Annotated in this window: 17 protein-coding genes; 7 read left to right on the plus strand and 10 right to left on the minus strand. The window is 69.6% G+C overall.

The window, feature by feature from the left end; translation table 11 throughout:
* Entirely contained in the window at positions 1-498 is a 498-nt protein-coding gene (locus AB0B91_RS02870; protein WP_358314295.1) for a SigE family RNA polymerase sigma factor, read from the minus strand.
* Between the two features lie 152 nt (positions 499-650).
* A complete protein-coding gene (locus AB0B91_RS02875; protein WP_358314298.1) occupies positions 651-1,331 on the minus strand; it encodes a DUF1707 domain-containing protein in 681 nt (226 codons plus the stop codon).
* A gap of 173 nt (positions 1,332-1,504) precedes the next feature.
* Here AB0B91_RS02875 and AB0B91_RS02880 point away from each other — a divergent pair, with 173 nt between their 5' ends.
* The gene (locus AB0B91_RS02880; protein ID WP_358314301.1) at positions 1,505-2,848 is read left to right on the plus strand and encodes an ankyrin repeat domain-containing protein; all 1,344 of its coding nucleotides are present in this window, start codon (positions 1,505-1,507) and stop codon (positions 2,846-2,848) included.
* 58 nt (positions 2,849-2,906) lie between these two features.
* Here the strand turns inward: AB0B91_RS02880 and AB0B91_RS02885 are convergent, their stop codons facing one another.
* Together AB0B91_RS02885 and AB0B91_RS02890 are read right to left on the minus strand one after the other, a co-directional pair.
* Positions 2,907-3,800 (minus strand): maleylpyruvate isomerase family mycothiol-dependent enzyme, encoded by an 894-nt coding sequence (locus AB0B91_RS02885; protein WP_358315673.1) that lies wholly within the window; start codon positions 3,798-3,800, stop codon positions 2,907-2,909.
* Positions 3,800-4,357 carry a sigma-70 family RNA polymerase sigma factor gene (locus AB0B91_RS02890; protein ID WP_358314304.1) on the minus strand — a complete coding sequence of 186 codons (558 nt, stop codon included), beginning with the start codon at positions 4,355-4,357 and terminating at the stop codon, positions 3,800-3,802. Before AB0B91_RS02890 ends, AB0B91_RS02885 begins: the two co-directional genes overlap by 1 nt.
* 151 nt (positions 4,358-4,508) lie before the next feature.
* On the opposite strand from AB0B91_RS02890, the gene AB0B91_RS02895 reads away from it, so the two are divergent.
* Both AB0B91_RS02895 and glgX read left to right on the plus strand, forming a co-directional pair.
* Positions 4,509-4,934 (plus strand): OsmC family peroxiredoxin, encoded by a 426-nt coding sequence (locus tag AB0B91_RS02895; protein ID WP_358314306.1) that lies wholly within the window; start codon positions 4,509-4,511, stop codon positions 4,932-4,934.
* Positions 4,935-4,967: 33 nt separating this feature from the next.
* Positions 4,968-7,070 (plus strand): glycogen debranching protein GlgX, encoded by a 2,103-nt coding sequence (gene glgX / locus AB0B91_RS02900; protein WP_358314309.1) that lies wholly within the window; start codon positions 4,968-4,970, stop codon positions 7,068-7,070.
* A gap of 261 nt (positions 7,071-7,331) precedes the next feature.
* Here glgX and AB0B91_RS02905 read toward each other — a convergent pair whose 3' ends face one another.
* On the minus strand, positions 7,332-7,736 hold the full coding sequence (locus AB0B91_RS02905; protein WP_358314312.1) for a hypothetical protein: 405 nt from the start codon (positions 7,734-7,736) through the stop codon (positions 7,332-7,334).
* Positions 7,737-7,903: 167 nt separating this feature from the next.
* Between AB0B91_RS02905 and AB0B91_RS02910 the strand changes: the two genes are divergently transcribed.
* The 3 genes from AB0B91_RS02910 to AB0B91_RS02920 are packed head-to-tail and all read left to right on the plus strand — an operon-like array spanning position 7,904 to position 10,193.
* The gene (locus AB0B91_RS02910; RefSeq protein ID WP_358314314.1) at positions 7,904-8,626 is read left to right on the plus strand and encodes a pyrimidine reductase family protein; all 723 of its coding nucleotides are present in this window, start codon (positions 7,904-7,906) and stop codon (positions 8,624-8,626) included.
* Positions 8,623-9,819 (plus strand): ATP-dependent DNA ligase, encoded by a 1,197-nt coding sequence (locus AB0B91_RS02915; RefSeq protein ID WP_358314317.1) that lies wholly within the window; start codon positions 8,623-8,625, stop codon positions 9,817-9,819. The genes AB0B91_RS02910 and AB0B91_RS02915 overlap by 4 nt, the downstream gene beginning before the upstream one ends.
* A gap of 26 nt (positions 9,820-9,845) precedes the next feature.
* Positions 9,846-10,193 carry a hypothetical protein gene (locus AB0B91_RS02920; RefSeq protein ID WP_358314320.1) on the plus strand — a complete coding sequence of 116 codons (348 nt, stop codon included), beginning with the start codon at positions 9,846-9,848 and terminating at the stop codon, positions 10,191-10,193.
* Between the two features lie 135 nt (positions 10,194-10,328).
* On the opposite strand, the gene pgeF is transcribed toward AB0B91_RS02920, so the two are convergent.
* The 5 genes from pgeF to AB0B91_RS02945 all read right to left on the minus strand — a co-directional run bounded on the left by pgeF (position 10,329) and on the right by AB0B91_RS02945 (position 17,785).
* Positions 10,329-11,036, minus strand: coding sequence for a peptidoglycan editing factor PgeF (gene pgeF, locus AB0B91_RS02925; protein ID WP_358314323.1), 708 nt, complete (start codon positions 11,034-11,036; stop codon positions 10,329-10,331).
* 320 nt (positions 11,037-11,356) lie between these two features.
* Positions 11,357-14,560 (minus strand): efflux RND transporter permease subunit, encoded by a 3,204-nt coding sequence (locus tag AB0B91_RS02930; RefSeq protein WP_358314326.1) that lies wholly within the window; start codon positions 14,558-14,560, stop codon positions 11,357-11,359.
* A gap of 242 nt (positions 14,561-14,802) precedes the next feature.
* Complete coding sequence (locus AB0B91_RS02935) at positions 14,803-15,474, minus strand: response regulator transcription factor (protein WP_358314329.1); 672 nt, start codon at positions 15,472-15,474, stop codon at positions 14,803-14,805.
* Positions 15,471-16,676 carry a histidine kinase gene (locus AB0B91_RS02940; RefSeq protein ID WP_358314331.1) on the minus strand — a complete coding sequence of 402 codons (1,206 nt, stop codon included), beginning with the start codon at positions 16,674-16,676 and terminating at the stop codon, positions 15,471-15,473. Before AB0B91_RS02940 ends, AB0B91_RS02935 begins: the two co-directional genes overlap by 4 nt.
* A 98-nt stretch (positions 16,677-16,774) precedes the next feature.
* Positions 16,775-17,785, minus strand: coding sequence for a hypothetical protein (locus AB0B91_RS02945; RefSeq protein ID WP_358314334.1), 1,011 nt, complete (start codon positions 17,783-17,785; stop codon positions 16,775-16,777).
* 211 nt (positions 17,786-17,996) lie between these two features.
* Between AB0B91_RS02945 and AB0B91_RS02950 the strand changes: the two genes are divergently transcribed.
* Positions 17,997-18,941, plus strand: a complete 945-nt coding sequence (locus AB0B91_RS02950) for a hypothetical protein (protein ID WP_358314336.1) — start codon at positions 17,997-17,999, stop codon at positions 18,939-18,941.
* Positions 18,942-19,087 lie beyond the last annotated feature (146 nt).

The following is a 19,087-nucleotide window of genomic DNA, read 5'->3' on the forward strand; positions in this document are numbered from 1 at the left end:
TCAGCTCCCCGTCTGGATCGCGGCCCTGGCCGCGGGGTCGAGCCGCAGCTTGGCCAGCGCACGGCTCGCCTGACTGCGGACGGTCGGCACCGAGCAGCCGAGTATCCCGGCGATCACCGTGTCGGGCAGGTCCTCGAAATACCGCAGCACGATCACGGCCCGCTGCCTGGCGGGCAGCGCGGCCAGGGCCGCCCTGAGTGCCTCGCGGGTGCCGAGATCGGCGTTCGGGTCCTGCCCGGCCAGGTCGGGGACGTCCTCCGTGGGCGTCTCACCGTGCCAGCGCCGCCGCCACCAGGAGGCGTGCGTGTTGGCCAGGATGCGGTAGACGTACGGGTCGGGGTTGCCGCCGACCCGCCGCCAGGCCAGCCACGCCTTGGCCAGGGCCGTCTGCACCAGGTCCTCGGCTGTGGGCCAGTCGCGGCAGAGCAGGTACGCCGTCCTCAGGAGGCGGGCCGAGCGTTGCTCGACGTAGCGCTCGAAATCGGCTCGATCCCGCATCGGAGTCCTTACTCATCGGTGATGTCCACCGGGACGCCGCTCGGTGGAGGTCACCGATCTCTACGCGCCAGAACCCCCGAAACGTTGCATCAAAGGCCGCGGCCTGGTCGCCGCCCCCGCGGACGACGTGCCGCCGCCCAGCACCTGACGCGTCAGTAGCCGCGGTGGTCGTCGCGGAGCTGCCTGCGCATGCCGCGCCAGTCGTCGCCGTGCAGCTTGCGCCACTGCTCGCGCCAAGCCGCCAGGCCGCGCTGCAGCGGCTGGGCGCGGGAGTCGCCGATCACCTTCACGTCGCCCATGACCGCGTACGCGTGCACCCGGATGACCGGCGCGTTGGTGCCCGGCGCCGCCTCCAAGACGTCGACCCGCTTGTCGCCCATGATGGCCATGCCGTCGAGATCCACGTTCACGCCGTCGGGGACGATGATCTTCACGTCGCCCATCACCGAGACGGCCATGATGTCGACCATGTTCGTGCGGACCTCGGCCTCGCGCAGGTCGAGCAGCACGTCGCCCATCACGGCGACCGCGCCCAGCTCCTGGTCGATCCGCCAGCTACCGCGCCGCTTGGAGTCGCCCATGATGCCGACGAACCAGCGCCGCTTGCGCACGGGCTGTTGCTGGTGGACCGGCGGCATGGGCGCGGCGCCGGAGGCGGGCAGGTCCTGGGTGAGCATGGCCAGCTCGGCGTGGGTGGAGGCGGTGTAGGCGGCCTCTGTGCGGTCGGTCAGCTCGACGAGCGTCAGCCGCCCGTCGACCGAGGCGACCCGGAGCTGCTCCACGACTGCTTCACGTTCGGCGTCCGAGGCCCTAACCTCGCCAGGGTCAGTCATACTCGCAACATATCGCGTTTCCGAATGATCTGGCTCCTCCCGTGGGAGGAACAGTGATACCTCCGACAGCTGATCCGGAGCACCACCCCGCGCCGGCAACCGGCGGGCGGGGGGGCGGCGAGCCTCGCGGGGGCCGGACCCGGGAGTGGCCCGATCCAAGCTAGGGTCCAGTTATGCATGAGGAACAGCTCTACCGGGCCGCGTTGAACGGCGAGTCGGAGAAGGTGAGCGAGCTGCTCGCCGGTGGCACCGACCCCAACCAGGCCAGTGCGGGCGAGGAAGGCGGGTTGCCGCTCTGCGCGGCCGCCGCCTGGGATCGGGCCGAGGTCGCGGGCATGCTGCTGGCCGCCGGCGCCGAGGTGAACGGGCGGGAGAACGGCGGCTGGACCGCGCTGCTCTGGGCCGCGGCCAAGGGGCACGCCGAGACGGCCGAGGCGCTCATCGAGGCCGGGGCCGAGGTCGACGCCGCCAACGACGACGGCGACACCCCGCTCTCGCTGGCGGCCAGGCGCGGCGCTCTGGGCGTGGTGCGGCTGCTGCTGGACAGCGGGGCCGACGCCGGCAAGTACGACGGAGACGGCGACAGCCCGCTCGACATCGCGATCGACTGGGTGGGCGTGCACCTGGAGACCGCGCTGGTCGACCAGATCGGCCAGGACGACTGGGAGTACGTCGTGGCGCGCCAGTTCGCCAAGGACGGCACCGAGCTCGTCACCGTGGCCGGGCGCGCCCCCGACGGCGAGCAGACCGAGCAGGTGCAGGCACAGCGCGGGCACGCCGCCATCGCGACGCTGCTGGAGGACGCCACGAGCGTCTACACGGCGGCCGACCAGCTCGTGGCGCGGGCCCTGGCGCACCGCGACACCGACGAGGACGCCGAGACGTGGTGGATCGTCGCCGACTCGCTGGGCAAGCGGGCCGACGACGAGACCTACGAGGTGCTGGCCGGGCTCTGCGTGAGCGAGGACGCCAGGGAGCGGGAGTTCGGGGTCGACGCGATCGCCCAGTTCGGGTTCGCCGACGACGCCAAACCATACCTGGAGCAGACGCTGCCGCTGCTGCAGAAGATGGCCACCACCGAGGGCAACCCGCAGGTGCTCCGTTCGGTGCTGGCGGCGCTCGGCCATCAGGGCGACCCCCGGGGGCTGCCGCAGGTGCTCGACATCATCGGCCGTCCGGACCACCGGCGCACCATGACCGACGCGATCGCGCTGGCCGACGTGCTGCCGCCGGACCACGAGGAGGGGCTGGAGCTGCTGATCGGCATGACGCGGGACGACGAGGCGGAGGTCCGCGACTGGGCCACGGCCGGGCTGGCCTCGCTCAAGGCCGACACGCCGCGGATCCGCGAGGCACTCGCCGACCGGCTCGACGACACCGACTTCCGTACGGTGGCGGAGGCCACGCGGGGGCTCGCCGACCGGGGCGACGCGCGGGCCGAACAGGGCGCCAAGCGGGTGCTGGCGGAGAGCGACGACGAGTACGCCAGGGATCTGGTGACCCAGGCTCAGTCCTGACCGCCCGCTCTGCGGGAGACGCAGGCGCCTCGACTCCGGCGAGGACGCCGGCCCCGCGTCAGGGGCCTGAGAGGGCCGGGGCGGTGTCGAGGACGTCGTGGGCCAGGGCGAGGTCGCCTTCGAGGTCGGCGGGGAACGATCGCGGGTCGCCCCGCCCGCCCAGCAGGAAGCAGAACCCCACCACGTCCGCCGTGATGTGCGCGTCCGGGGCGTCGCCACCGGCGGCGTCCCCCACGCCCAGCGGCACGTGCCACTCGCCGCCCCCTGGCCCGGTCAGCGTGAGCAGGAGCGTGCGCCCGCTGCCGTCCAGGCCGGACAGGAGCATCGTCCACGGCAGCAGCCGCGCGCACAGGTCGGCCGTGGGGTGGATGTGCTCGGGGATCGGGTGCGGCAGCCGGAGGCTCGCGGTTCGGGCGGCGTCGTCGGCGTGTACCCACGTCTCCAGGCATCTGGCCAGCACGTGGTCGGACACCGGCGCGTCCAGGCCGTCGAGGCTCGCGACGGTGCCGGGTGCGAGGTCGGTCAGGTGGCGGCAGAGGGCGTCGGCCTGGGCGCGCCAGTCGCGCCTGGTCTGTTCCGGGCTGCGGGCCCGTTCGTAGTTCTGGACGTCGGCGGTACGGCCCAGCGCGTCGTTCGCGCCGATGGCCGGGCCCAGTACGGGGGCGCCGACCGAGGCCGCCAGCAGGCCGTCCTTGGCGGCGAGGTGGGCGACGAGCTCCTGAAGCGTCCAGCCCTCGACGATGACCCGTGACCAGTCGTCCTCACCGGCGGAGGCGAGCAGCGCGTCCATGGCGGCGACCCGCCCCGCGTACGGCTCCGCCCAGGGCGCGGTGGGAGCGGCGGGCCTTCGGCGGGCCCTGGCCCCGGCGAGGAGCTGGGGTCGCAGAGAGCGTTCCGGTACGGCCGGGTCCTCCATCAGCGCGTCCAGATAGAGACGCTCGACGGGCTCCATCACACCTCTTCCTCTGCCAGCGCGTCGGCCAGGCGGCGCAACGCCAGCCGGATCCGCGACTTGACCGTGCCCTCGGGCACGCCCAGTTCCTCGCCCACCTGGCGGTATGTCCTACCACCGTAGTAGGCCAGTTCGACCGCTTCCCGCAGGCCCTCGGGCAGCGCCGTCACCGCCTGCCGTACCCGTTCGGCCTCGTCGGCCGCGAGCACGTTGTCCTCCAGCCTGGCGGGCTCCGGCTCGTAGAGCCTGGGACCCAGCGTGGAGACCCGCCGGCGCTCCTCGGCCCGTACGTGGTCGACCGCGCGGCGGTGCGCGATCGTGGCGAGCCACGCGCGCAGCGTGCCACGGTCCGGGTCGTAGGCCAGCGGCCGTTCCCAGAAGACCAGGAACACCTCCTGCGTGATGTCCTCGGCGATCACACGGTCCCTGGTGACCCGCAGGGCGAGACCGAAGATCAGCGAGGAGAGCCGATCGTAGACCTCCCCGAGCGCGGCCTCGTCGCCGCCGACCACCCGCTGATGCAGCAGGCGGTCGTCGTACGGTGCCTCCACTGGCACCACACTCCCGTGATCCGGACCAAGGCGGCGGGTGCGCCGCGACCCGAGCATGTCATTATTCGCCGGAAAAGTGCACACGGATGACCGAGCCGCAGAACTTTGTCGAGCTCGCGATAGGGTCGGAATCCCACGACCAGAGGGAGCAACCGATATGGCCACCACTCGCACCGCCACCACTCAGTGGAAGGGCGCGCTGCTCGACGGGTCGGGCACGGTGTCGCTCGACACCTCGGGTGTCGGCACGTTCGAGGTCTCCTGGGCCTCCAGGGCCGAGGCGGCGAACGGCAAGACCTCGCCCGAGGAGCTCATCGCGGCCGCCCACTCCTCCTGCTTCTCGATGGCGCTCTCGCACGGCCTGGCCGGCGCCGGCACGCCGCCGGAGTCGCTGCAGACCAGCGCGGACGTGACGTTCCAGCCGGGTGAGGGCATCACCGGAATCGTCCTCAGCGTGAAGGGACACGTGCCCGGGATCACGGCCGAGCAATTCCAGGAGGCGGCGGAAACCGCGAAGGCCAATTGCCCGGTGAGTAAGGCGTTGACGGGCACGACGATCACCCTCAACGCCGAACTCCTCTAGCGGGACCGCGATCGCGTGCGACAATTGGGTCACATGCGCGAAGTCTGGCCGGGAGAGCCCTATCCACTTGGCGGCACCTGGGACGGCGTGGGCACCAGTTTTGCGGTGTTCTCCGAGGTGGCCGAGCGAGTTGAGCTATGCCTTTTTCACGATGACGGCTCCGAAGAACGCGTGGATCTGCCGGAAGTCGATGGATTCGTCTGGCATGGCTACCTGCCGGGCATCGCGCCAGGACAACGTTATGGATATCGGGTGCACGGCCCGTACGAGCCGTCGCAGGGGCACCGGTGCAATCCGGCGAAACTGCTCCTCGATCCCTATGCCAAGGCGATCGACGGTGATCTGACGTGGAATGAGGCATTGTTCCCGTATCACTTCACCGACCCGACGCGGCTGAACACGGCCGACAGCGCCCCCTTTATGCCGAAAAATGTGGTCGTCAACCCGTTCTTCGAGTGGGGGAACGACCGGCCGCCGCACATCCCGTACCACGAGACCGTGATCTACGAGGCGCATGTGCGGGGGCTCACCATGCGCCATCCGGCGGTGCCCGAGGACCAGCGCGGCACGTACGCGGGCGTGGGACACCCGGCGATCATCGACCACCTGCTCTCGCTCGGCGTGACGGCGGTCGAGCTGATGCCGGTGCACCACTACATGCCCGAGCACTTCCTGGTGGCGCGGGGGCTGACCAACTACTGGGGCTACAACACGATGGCCTACCTGGCCCCCCACGGCCGCTACAGCAGCTCGGGCACGCGGGGCGAGCAGGTGCTGGAGTTCAAGGCCATGGTGCGGGCGCTGCACGAGGCGGGCATCGAGGTCATCCTCGACGTGGTCTACAACCACACGGCCGAGGGCGACCACATGGGGCCCACGCTGGGGTTCAGGGGGATCGACAACGCGGCCTACTACCGGCTGCACGACGGTGACCGGCGCTACTACCTCGACTACACGGGCTGCGGCAACTCACTGAACGTCCGGTCGCCGCACGCGCTCCAGCTCATCATGGACTCGCTGCGTTACTGGGTGCTGGAGATGCACGTCGACGGGTTCCGGTTCGACCTGGCGGCGGCGCTGGCGCGGGAACTGCACGACGTCGACCGGCTGAGCGCCTTCTTCGACCTGATCCAGCAGGATCCGGTGATCTCGCAGGTCAAACTGATCGCGGAGCCGTGGGATGTCGGCCCCGGCGGCTACCAAGTCGGAAATTTCCCGCCATTGTGGACGGAGTGGAACGGGAAATACCGCGACATAGTGCGAGATTTCTGGCGGGGCACCCACTCGGCGCTGCCCGAATTCGCCTCCCGCCTGACCGGCTCCGCCGACCTCTACGCCTCCTCCGGCCGCCGGCCCGTCGCCTCCATCAACTTCGTGACCTGCCACGACGGCTTCACCCTCACAGACCTGGTGTCGTACGACCGCAAGCACAACGAGGCCAACAGCGAGAACAACCGCGACGGCACCGACGACAACCGCTCCTGGAACTGCGGCGCCGAGGGGCCCGTCGAGGACCCCGAGATCGTCCGGCTCCGCCTCCGCCAGCGCCGCAACTTCCTGACGACGCTGTTCCTGTCGCAGGGCGTGCCGATGCTCTCCCACGGAGACGAGCTCGGCCGCACGCAGCGGGGCAACAACAACGGCTACTGCCAGGACAACGAGCTCGCCTGGATCGACTGGTCGCAGCTCCACACCGAGTCGGAGATGCTGGACTTCGTCCGCGAGCTGTCGCGGCTGCGGCGCGAGCACCCGGTCTTCCAGCGCCGCCGCTTCTTCCACGGGCGCCACCCGGAGGACGGCAAGCGCGACCTGGTGTGGCTCACGCCCGGCGGCACGGAGATGACGGCCGGCGACTGGAACATCGGCTACGCCAAGTCGCTGATGGTCTACCTCAACGGCGAGGCGATCACCGAACCGGGGACGCGCGGCGAGCGGATCGTGGACGACTCCTTCCTGTTGCTGATCAACGCCCACCATGAGGACATGACGTTCACCTTGCCGGGCGCGGAGTTCGGCGACCACTGGCTGCCGATCCTCAACACCGACGACAAGGGCGTCTCCGACGGAGATTATGAGTGCGCTGCTCAAGTGGTGGTGACCTCCCGCAGCATGCAGGTGCTTCATCGGCCGCGCTGATTTCCACCATTTTGTTTTACGGCAGGCACGGTGAGCCCCACCCGCCATACGTGGTCGGCGTCTGTCCAGGGGAACGCTCCTGCGGTTCACGTGGCTGGGCGCCGTGACGAGACGGTGAGACCGGGGCCTTCCCGGTCCGCCTGCCTCAGGGGCCGGTAGACGTTCAGGAGTGGCGGGCTTTTCCGGTCCGCCTCTCTCCCCCGCCGGTAGACGTTCAGGGTGGGCGAGCTTTTCTGGACTGTCTGCTCGCCGACCGGTCGTTCAGAGGTGGCCGGTCAGGCTTGCGGTGAGGAGGACCAGGACGAATGTCGCCACGCCAGCCAGGCCGTGCAGAAGCACTGCCAGGAGTGGGAAGCGGCGTTCCGCGCCTCGGGCGTGGCGGCCTGTGCCCAGCCAGCGGGTGAACATCGTGAAGCCCAGCAGGGCCGCCGCCGCCAGCACCCCGAACGCGGTCCAGGCCAGCAGGCGGCTGCCCGTGATCAGGAAGGCCATCCAGCAGGTCAGCGCCGACAGCGCCAGCACCGGGTGGGAGAAGATCAGCGTCACCGGAAAGCGCGTGACCTTCGTCGCCTGTTGCCGCAGCCCGCCGCCCGACAGCCAGAGGTAGAGCAGGTAGATCCCCACGAGCGCGGTGAACAGCCATGTCACGGCAGTGATCAGCCCCATTGGGCCTCCCTCGCGTGCCCGATCCCCAAGTGCCCCGATCCCCATGTGCCTGCCGCCACGGTATGCGCATCACGCTGCGTGTGTCCCTCGATACACAAAAGTGCTATCCCTCCCGCCAAAGGCCCCTACATCGGCTCGTTGTCGGAGGCGTGTGCCAAGGTGGAGGAGTGCGTCGCATCCATCCCGACATCCAAGACGAACCAGACATCGAGCAGGCTTATGCCTACCCGGAGGGGCGGCCATGGCTGCGCCTCAACATGGTCGCCAGCGCCGACGGGGCCGCCTGGCTGAAGGGGCTGTCGGGCGGGCTGTCCAGTGAGGGCGACCGGCGGATCTTCCGGGTCCTGCGCGGGTTGTCCGACGTGGTCATGGCGGGCGCAGCGACCGTACGCACCGAGGGGTACGGAGCGGTCAAGCCGCGCGAATCCTGGCGGACGCTGCGGGAGGGCAGGCCGCCGGCCCCGCCGCTCGCGGTGGTCACCCGCCGGCTCGACCTCGATCTGGGCAGCCCGCTGTTCACCGAGGCCGTCAGCCGGACGATCGTCATCACCTGCGAGGCCGCGCCCGCCGAGCGCCGCGCCGACGCTTCCCGGGTGGCCGACGTCGTGGTGGCGGGCGGCGACGCGGTCGACATGTCGGTGGCCGTGCGCGAGCTGCACGAGCGCGGTCTGACGCGGATCCTGTGCGAGGGCGGCCCCCGGCTCAACGGACAGCTCGCGGCGGCCGACCTGATCGACGAGCTCTGCCTGTCGATCAGCCCGCTGCTGGTCGGGGGCGGGGCCGCGCGGATTCTGAACGGCGAGGCATCGCAGGTCGAGCTACGGCTCAGCCAGGTGCTGGAGGAGGAGGGGGTCCTCTTCTGCAAGTACACGAGGGAGTCAACGACATGACCGAGCCCACCCAGCCGCCCGCCGAGATCGAGGCCGAGATCGAGGCCAAGATCGAGGCCAAGGTCGCGGTCGCCGAAGAGCCGGAGCCGGTGCCCAATCTGCCGGTCCGGCCGCCCGTGGCGCCGATGCTGGCCAAGCCGGTCAAGAAGATGCCCGAGCAGGACGGCACGCTGTTCTACGAGCCTAAGTGGGACGGGTTCCGGTGCATCGTGTTCCGCGACGGTGACGAGGTCTATCTGGGCAGCCGCAACGAGCGCCCGTTCACCCGCTACTTCCCCGAGCTGGTCGAGGCGGTCAGGGCGGAGTTGCCGGACAGGTGCGTGGTCGACGGCGAGATCGTGCTGCCGCAGGGCTCGCAACTCGACTTCGACGCGCTGCAGCAGCGCATCCATCCGGCGGCGTCGCGGGTCACCATGCTGTCCGAGCGGACTCCCGCGTCGTTCGTGGCGTTCGACCTGCTGGCGCTGGGCGACGAGTCGCTGATGGAGGCGCCGTTCAGCGAGCGGCGGGCCCGGCTGGAGCAGATCTTCCCGGAGAAGGGCAGGTCCATCCGGCTGACCCCGGTCACGACCAACACCGAGCAGGCGTCCGAATGGTTTGAGATGTTCGAGGGCGCGGGGCTCGACGGCATCATCGTCAAGCCCGGCGACCAGCCATACCTCCCCGACAAGCGCACGATGTTCAAGGTCAAGCATGAGCGCACCGCCGACGTGGTGGTGGCCGGTTACCGCGAGCACAAGACGGGGCCGATCGTGGGCTCGATCCTGCTCGGCCTCTATGGTGATGACGGCCGGCTGCATCATGTGGGCGTGGCGGCGTCGTTCCCGATGGCGCGCCGGGCCGAGCTGGTCGAGGAGCTCAAGCCGTACATCGCCGAGCTGGGCGAGCATCCGTGGGGCCACTGGGCCGAACAGGCGGCGGCCACCGTCGGGCAGCCGGCGGCCGGGCCCGCGACGGGCGGGCAGCGGGTGCCGGGCGCGGTGTCACGCTGGAACGCCAAGAAGGACCTGTCGTTCATCCCGCTCCGGCCGGAGTTGGTGATCGAGGTGGCCTATGACCAGATGGAGGGCGATCGGTTCCGGCATACCGCGCAGTGGCGGCGGTGGCGGCCGGACCGCACGCCGGAATCGTGCACGTACGAGCAGTTGGAGAGACCGGTCTCGTACAACCTCGACGACATCCTTGCTCGATAGCCCCTCAACCCGTTATATCTCGACATATGAGTACCGGTGATGAGTTACGGGCGGCGGTGGGCGCCCGTCGCGACCTTGGGCCCGATTTCGAGGACGCGATAGTCGAATCCTTCCTCGAGAAGATGGGGCAGGAGGTCGACCGGCGAGTCGACGAACGGCTCGCCACCTTGGGGCCGAAGGGCAAGGGCAAAGGCAAAGACGTCGCCAGGCAGGGGCCGAGCGAGGGTCAGCGGCTGGCGCTGGCGATCGTGTCGCTCGCCCTGGGCACCGTCGTGACCCTGGCCGTGATCTTCGGCGGCAAGGAGATGTGGGTGATCGCGCCGATCTGGATCGGCGTCGTCATGCTCAACGGGATCTTCGGTAGCCGTAACTGACCTCGACGCCCACCGCCGTGGCGGGCACGCCAGATCAACCGGGAGCCCAGCCGAGCCAGGTCCGCTGGGTCAGGCGCAATCGGGGTCAGGTGGGCCAGGTCAGCTGAGCCGGGTCCGCTACAGGCCCAGCCGGGGTCAGGTGAGCCAGATCAGGCCGGCGAAGCGGCCGCCCGGCTGTTCGCGGCGGTGGGAGTAGAGCTCCTGCGATTCGATCGTGCATCGGGTGTCGTGCCGTACGTCGGCGACGCCCGCTGTGCGCAACTGGGCCTCGATGCCTGCCCGGAGGTCCAGCGCGGGCGTGTCCCACGAGGTGGTGGACCAGGTCGCCGGCACCCGGGACGCGACCCGTTCGCGCAGCTCGGCGGGCACCTCATAGCAGCGGCCACACGCGCCGGGCCCGATCAGCGCCACCATCCGCCCGGGGGCCGCGCCCTTGGCCGCCATCGCCTCGACCAGGGCGGTGGCGATGCCCGCTTCGGTGCCTGGTCGTCCGGAGTGGGCGGCGGCGACCATGCCCGCGACCGGGTCGGCGACGAGCACGGCCGGGCAGTCGGCGCCGAGTGAGGCGAGCGCCAGCCGGGGCTCGGTGGTAAAGACACCGTCGAGCGGCGGCGCGTCGTCGCCGAACGGCTCGCTGACGTACGCGACGTCGGCGCTGTGAACCTGCCGCATGAACACGATGGCCCGCACGCCCAGCTCGGCCGCGACACCCGCCCGGTTGGCGCGCACCGCGTCGGGGTCGTCGCCGACGAGGCCGCCGAGATTGCGCGACGAGTACGGCGGAGCGCTCACTCCCCCGTGACGATCGGTGATGGCGACGTGCACTCCGGGGGCGAGCTCCATGCCTCCGATCTTAGGGCCGCCCCGCCCTCCCGCCGACGATGGCCTTGCCTCACGTGGCCTTGCCCTCGACGGTGCGGCCCGGCGCGGTGCCGTGCGGCGGGGTGCGGGGCGGCGGGGTGCGGGGCGGCGGGGTGCGGCGCGACCCAGTGCGGCGCGACCCAGTGCGGCGCGACCCAGTGCGGCCCTGCCCGGTTGCTCAGTGCCTGCCTGCGGCGCTGGGCTGTCTGCGTGTCGGCCGCGGCCGTACCCCCGTGCCCCTGGCCTGTCTTTCGGGGCTCAGGGGCACGGGGGCGTCGGGGTGGCTGCGTTATGGGTCGGGGTTAGCTGGAGTGGGCCGGTTCCTTGGGGGTTTCGGCCAGGGGTGGGGTGTCGGGGCGGCCGGCGCGGCGGGTGCGGATTTTCTCCTTGCGGCTTTCGACCATGGTGTAGAGGGTCGGGACCAGGACGAGGGTGAGCAGTGTGGAGCTGATCAGGCCGCCGATGACGACGATGGCGAGGGGTTTGGAGATGAATCCGCCGCCACCGGTGATGCCCAGGGCCATCGGCAGCAGGGCGAAGATCGTGGCCAGTGCGGTCATCAGGATGGGGCGCAGCCGGTTGCGGCCGCCTTCGACGACCGCCTCGTACAGCGGCATGCCCTGGCGGCGGTACTGGTTGATCAGGTCGAGGAGCACGATGGCGTTGGTGACGACGATGCCGACGAGCATCAGCAGGCCGATCATGGCGGCCAGGCCGAGGGACGTGTCGGTGATGAGCAGCAGGCCGATCGCGCCGGTGGCGGCGAACGGGATCGATACCAGGAGCAGCAGCGGCTGGATGAGGCTGCGGAAGGTGGCGACCATGACGAAGAACACCAGCGCGATGGCCGCCACCAGGGCCAGGGCGAGGCTGCCGAAGGCTTCGTCCTGGTCGGCGCTGGCGCCGCCGATGGAGTAGGTGGCGCCGGCGGGCAGGGTCAGCTTGGCGAGCCGGGTCTCCAGGTCCGCGCTGATGGCGCCGAGGTTGGCGCCGGTGCTCTTGCCGGAGACGGTGACGGTGCGATCCCCGTCGATGCGGGTGACCGATACGGGGCCGTTGACCTGCTTGACCTCGGCGACGTCGGAGAGTTCCACCTTTCCGGGCAGATCAAGTTTGCGCAGCTCGGCGAGGGAGACAGGGGCGTCGCCGGTGTGTACGACGACGTCGGCGGTGGTGCCGTCGAAGGTGAGCTGGGTCACGGTGCTGTCGCGGAACGCCTGGGACACCGCCTGGCCGATGACGGCCTCGGACAGGTCGTGCTTGGCGGCCTTCTTGCGATCGACGGTGACGTCGACGCGGGGCGCGGTGTCGGCCAGGGTGCTGGTCGTCTCGGTGACGCCGGGCATCGCCGCCATGGTCTGCTGGACGACTCGCGCCGCGTCGTCCAACGTGTCCTGCTCACTGGCGTGGACCAGGACCTCGAGCTTGTCGCCGCCGAAGCCGCCGCTCTCGCCGATGCTGATCTGGCCCGCGTCGGTCAGCTTGCTCAGCCGATCGCGCAGGGTGTTCTCCACGGCCGCGGTGTCGCTGCCCTCGTGCAGGGTGAGCGAGTAGCTGGCGCGGGCCGTACCTCCGCCGCCACCGCCGCCGGGACGCCCGCCGCCGAAGCCGACGCCGCTCGCGCCCCCTACGGTGACCTGGTACGACTGGATGTCATCGAGGCCGGTCAGGATCTTCTCGACCTCTTTGGCCTTCGCGTCGGCCGAGGCCAGGGACATGCCGGCGGGCAGGTTCTGGGTGACGCTGACCGTGTTCTGGCCCGCGTTGTCGATGAAGCTGGTCTGCAGGCTGGGGACCAGGGCGAGGGTGCCGATGAGGATCGCCAGGGCGCCGGCGACCGTGGTGAGCCGGTGCCGGGTGGCGAAGCGGATCACCGGGACGTAGGCGCGCTGGAGCAGGCTGCGGCGTTCCTTCTCCTCAGCCTTGTCGCGGTCGCCGTTCTTGGGCGGCTTGAGGAACCAGTAGCTCAGCACCGGTACGACGGTCAGCGACACCAGCAGGGAGGCGATCAGGGCCACGGTGACGGTGATGGAGAACGGGCCGAACAACTCGCCGACGAAACCGCCGACGAAGGCGATCGGCAGGAACACCGCGACGGTGGTGAGGGTGGAGGCGGTGACGGCGCCCGCGACCTCACGCACGCCGTTCTCGATCGCCTGGCGTTTGCGCTCGCCGTAGGACAGGTGGCGTTTGATGTTCTCCAGGACCACGATCGAGTCGTCGACGACGCGGCCGATGGCGATGGTGAGGGCGCCTAGGGTGAGCATGTTCAGGGAGTAGTCCTTGACCCACAGCCCGATCAACGCGATCAGCACCGACAGCGGGATGGAGACCACGGTCACCAGCGTGGAGCGTAGCGAGACCAGGAAGACCAGGATGACCAGCACGGCCATGGCCAGGCCCAGCAGGCCCTCGGTGGTCAGGCTCTCGATCGACTTCTCCACCTGCGGCGCCTGGTCGAAGACGATGGTGAGCGCGGCGTCCGTGCCGAGCGCGGTGGCCAGGGCGGGCAGTTTGGCGCGTACGTCCTCCGAGATCGACACCGCGTTGCCGTCGGGCTTCATGGTGATCGAGACGCCCAGGCTGGGCTTGCCGTCGGTGCGGGTGAGCGTGGCCGCTTCGGCCAGCCCGAGCTTCACGGTGGCCACGTCGCCCAGTCGTACCGGCTTCGGCTTCGCGGGGGTCTTCTTGGCCTGCGGCGCGCCCGGACGCTGACCCTGAGCCGTGGGCTGGGCCGGGGACGCCTGGGTGGGGGACGCCTGGGCGGCGGGGGTCAGGTAGAGGTCCTTGAGGTCCTCGATCGAGGCGTACCGGGCGCCGACCTGGACGCTCAGGGTGGTGTCCGACTTGGTGAGGGTGCCGGCCGGAATCGGCTGGCCCGCGTTCTGGATGGCGGTGGAGATCGCGGCGGTGTCCAGCCCGTGTTCCTTCAGCTCATCGGTGTCGGGGGTGATGGTGATGACCTGATCCCGGGTACCGGTGACCGAGGCCTCCTTCACCCCCTCGATGCCGGTGAGCGTCGGCACCACCTGGGTGTCCAGGCGCTCGGCGAGCCGCTGCTGGGAGCCGTCGGAGGCGGCGGCGAGCTGGATGACCGGCAGGTCGTCGGTGCTGCCCACGACCACCTGCGGATCCACCCCGTCGGGCAGCCGGCTGGACAACCCGCCGACCACCTGCTGGATCTTGCTCTGCGCGTCGTCGATGTCGGTGCCGAAGTCGAAGGCCACCTGGATCGTCGCGCTGGCCTCCCGCGAGGTCGAGGTCACGCCGGTGACGCCGGCCACCCCGCGTACCCCCTCTTCCAGCGGTACCGTGACCCGGTCCTCGACGATCTGCGGCGCGGCACCGGCGTACGTCGCCACGACCGACACTTGCGGAAACGACAGTGAGGGCAAGAGCTGCTGTTGCAACGCCGGGGTGATGTAGGCGCCGAACGCGACCACCACGATCGTGATGAGCGCGATGAGCCCTCGATTCGCGAGGCTCAATCTAGCCAGAAACGACATCTTTCCACTTCTCTTCAGCTGGGTGTCAGACCGCACATCGCGCAGGAACGGGAGAGCCGGAGGCGACGCCTCACCACGGGCGAGCAGCACGGCATCGTCGTGGTCCCTACTCAAGACTCGTGGCCTCGTCCCGGGAGAACGTCCCCCTGGAGGAGGGTCTTGATCTGCGGCGATCGCGGTAGACGCGGGGGGCGGGCTACCGCGCCCGCGGTTCCCGGCCGGTCAGCGAGCCTGAGGACGGGTCAGCGGGCCTGGGGGCGGATCAGACCGGTCTCGTAGGCGATGATCACCAGTTGGGCGCGGTCGTGCGCCTTCAGCTTGATCATCGCCCGGTTGACGTGCGTCTTGGCGGTCATCCGGCTGATCCCCAGCAGGTCGGCGATCTCATCGTTGGTACGCCCGCAGGCCACCAGGATCATCACCTCCCTTTCGCGCTCGGTCAGCACGGCCAGGTCGTCCGGCACGTGCTCGGCCGAGGCGCCGGGGCTGGCCAGGAACCGGGTGATCAGTCCTCTGGTCGCCGACGGCGACAGCAGCGCCTCGCCCCTGGCCACCACCCGGATGGCCTCCTGCAACTCGCCGGCCTCCACGCTCTTGCCGAGGAACCCGCTGGCGCCCGCCCGCAGCGCGGCGAAGACGTACTCGTCGATCTCGAACGTGGTCAGGACCAGCACCCGGACCCCGGCCATGGCCTTGTCGGAGGTGATCTCACTCGTCGCGGCGAGACCGTCCATTCCGGGCATGCGGACGTCCATCAGCACCACGTCGGCCATGGTCTCCCGCGCCAGCCGTACGGCGTCATGACCGTTGGCGGCCTCGCCGACCACCTCCAGGTCGGGCGCCGAGTCGACCAGCACCCGGAAACCGGCGCGGACCAGCGCCTGGTCGTCGGCCAGTACCACTTTGATCGTCATGGGCTGTTCTTCCTGGAGGTGGGGAGCACGGCGCGTACCCGGAACCCACCGTCTTCCACGGGTCCGGCGACGAACGTCCCGCCGACCGACCGGGCCCGCTCCCGCATGCCGATCAGCCCGTGACCGGTCCCGGAGGAGATTCCACCCGGATCGCTCTCACCGTCGTCGGCCACGTCGACGACCACCGCGTCGGAGGTGTAGTCGATCCGCACGGTCGCGGTCGCCCGTGGCGCGTGCTTGCTCACGTTCGTCAGCGCCTCCTGGACGATCCGGAACGCGGCGAGGCCCACGGGAGCGGGCAGCGGCCTCGGTTCGCCGTAGATCAGCCAGCCCAGCTTCAGCCCGGCGCCGGTGAACGAGTCGACCAGGTCGGGCAGCCGATCCAGCCCGGGGGCGGGTTCGGTCAGCAGTTCGTCGCGGCTGCCCGGACGGCGCAGCAGCCCCACGGTGGTCCGCAGCTCGTCCAGCGCCTCCTTGCCCGCGTGCCGGACATGGCCCAGCGCCGTACGGGCCTGCTCGGGTTCGGTCGCCAGCAGGTGCGCGGCGACCTGCGCCTGCACGTTGATCAGCGCGATGTGGTGGGCGAGGACGTCGTGCAGCTCGCGGGCGATGTGCAGGCGTTCCTCCATCACCCGGCGTTCGGCCTCCTCCTCGCGCGTCTCCTCGGCCCTGCGCGCCCGCTCCTCGATGGCGGCCACATAAGCCCGGCGGCTGCGCAGCGCGTCCCCGATGGCGGTGGCCATGCCGATGGGGGCGACCTGTGCCAGCACCTCGGGCGCCAGCCACGTGTCACCGTTGAACACGACCTTGGCCACGGTGACCACCAACGCGACGAGCCCACCGTAAATCCACGCGTCCCGGCGCGGGTGGCGCGCGGCCACGGTGTACACCGCGATCCCCAGCCCCAGGTCCAAGGGGCTGCGCCCGCCGCCGACCATGAGTTGGGCCACGAACCCGGCGACCGTGACCGCGAGAACGGCGCGCGGCCACCGCCGCCGGAAGGCCAGCGCCCCGCAGACGACCGCCGCCAGCGCGATGCTGTACGTGGTGAGGGGCTGCACCTGGCCGCGCCACATCGCCCCCGGCGGTTGGGGCGCGACCGGCGTCAGCAGCATGGCCGCGTACAGGAACACGGCCAGGATCGTGTCCGCCACGTAGGGTCGGGAACGGAGTTCCTGTCTCAGCCAGGTCAGCGGACGCACCCCTACACGTTAGGTGTGAGCTGGGCGCATTCCCTCATCCGGTGGTACCGGCCCGCGCTACTGCGACCGCGGTACGCGGGCCGGGGTCTCAGCTGGGGTCAGAAGTCGGCTATGTCGCCTCCCAGAGATACCCAGTCGGGTTTCCAGGTGCCGTCTACCTGCCACTTGTGCCACACAGCGGAGTCGTAGCCGAGGTAGAAGGCCTCCAGACGGCCGTCGGCGTTGCGGGCCAGAACCGGATCGCCGGCCGCCTCGCCGCCGAGGGAGCTCCACGGGCCCCAGCCGTCCTCGGTCTGGGCGATCGCGTAGATCGCGGAGTCCTCGGATCCTCGGGCGAGGACGACGAGGTGGTCGTCACGGTCCCGGAAGATCGCCGGAACGCCGTAGACCTTCCCGCCGAGGCTCTCCCATTCGCCCCAGGGGCCGTTGGCGCTGGTCTGCCTGATGTGCCACAGGGTGTTGTCGGAGCGGTGCGTGAACACCTCCAGGCAATCTTCGGCGTCCCGGAACACCGCCGGATCGGTGTCCACGCTGCCGCCGAGGCTCTCCCATGCGCCCCAGCCGTTGTTGACGCTGCTCTGCCCGATGTGCCATACGGCGTTGCCGTCCCACCGCACGAACACCTCCAGCCGTCCGTCGGCGTTCTGGAACACCGCCGGGTTGCTGCGTAGTTTGCCGCCGAGGTCCTTCCACCCGGTCCATTCGCCGCCGGGGGTGGTCTGCCAGGCGCATTGAAGGGTGTTGTTGATCTCGCGCATGAAGGCGACCAGCCCTCCGCCGGCGTCCTGGAACATCGCGACTTCGCCGCCGAAGGACTCGCCACCGAGGTCGTTCCACTCGCCCCATACGCCAGGGGCCGTCTGCTGGATGTGGTGGATGCGGTTGTCGATGCCTGGGGCGAGCACCTCCAGGCAGTCTTCGGCGTCGCGGAAGACGGTCGGGGCGGCGATGACCACACCGCCGAGGCTGTCCCAATCGCTCCAGTTGCCGTTGGGGGTGGTCTGCCAGACGTGCTGCAAGGTGCTGTCGATGCCTCGGGCGACCACCTCCAGGCGCCCATCGGCGTTGAGCGCGACGTGGATGCCGGCGAGTTTGGGATCCAGAAGCATGGCCTCTCCTCACAATGTGGAGTTGATTGATGACAGAGAGTCAATCACAGCGTTTGGAGGGCGCGACGGGCGGGCCTCGGCGACAGGCCTGAGGACAGAAGGCGTCTGCCGGACTTCCGGCCGCCTCGCCTCGGCCATCAACCCTTGCCTGGCGGGACATTCATGAATGGGATGAACGCCGGCAAGCCTCGCCATCGGTCAAAACATCGCCATGGCGACCGTCGATCAGCGAAAGGAAGATCTTGCTGATTTGTGCAGAATGAAGCCCACGCGATTTCCAGGCAATCTGGACGGCGCTGATACTTTCAGCGCATGGACTGGCCGAACCCTGCCCGGTGCGGTCGGAAAAATCACACAAAAGGAGTCCATAATGGGCTGGCTGGATGCTGCTCTCTCCGTGGGGACGACCATCGGCAAGATCGCGGGAGCTCTTCAGGGAAGCACGGGGACGCTGACTCATATCGGTCCGACAGGCAGCGGCATCAACCCGAAGATAGGTCAGGTGATTTTCTGGCTGGATGAATTCAACCATATCTGGGCGGTAAATCAATCGGACGATGAGGTGGGGATCTACTTCCCGGCCGCCAAGAGCGGCGAACCTGAGGGAGAGAATTATACGATCACCGGGAATAATAGGTTCCCCATTTCAGGCGCGTTCAATGCGTACTCGCTGGCGGACGTGGACGAGTTCGTCGTCACCCCACGTACGGGTAACAACTCGGCGGGGATCGGCAATGGCGAGAAAAACAACACGATCCAAGCGTCGGCTTCGAACCAGCCCGCGAACGCGGAATTCAAGATCGGCCCCTTCATCCGCATGAGGGTGAGCGGGTCGGAGCGGTTGGCCATGGTCAGCGTCGTCGGCGGTCTGGTCCTGACGGGCATCTACCTGTTCACCATCAGGGGAGCGGGTCGCACCGAAGGCCGGTTGTCCAACATCGAGCCGCCACCGTCGGCGAACGGCGGAGTGACGAGCATGACGGTTCCACTTCCGGCCGGTGTCGACGTGAGCGCGGGTGTGTCGTTCGTCGACATCACCGTGTCCGTCCAGAACATGCAGCCACTTCTGGCGAGCATGGCACGCGAGCACGCGGATCTGATGGTGCCGCTCACCCAGGAGGATCGCGAGAGGATCGCCGCCTACGCGGGACCGTGACCGCTCCTGCCGTACCGACCACCCGGCCCTCCGTTCGCCGGGTGGGACCGCCGGAAGTCCCGGAGCTGCGGGCCCTGCCGCAGCTCCGGCCGGCCCCTGATGATCATGGGAGATCTAGCCCGTACGAGGCAAGCAAGCATATGCTT

The sequence above is a fragment of the Nonomuraea sp. NPDC049141 genome (genome assembly GCF_040648415.1).
In the GTDB taxonomy this organism is placed as follows: Bacteria; Actinomycetota; Actinomycetes; order Streptosporangiales; family Streptosporangiaceae; genus Nonomuraea.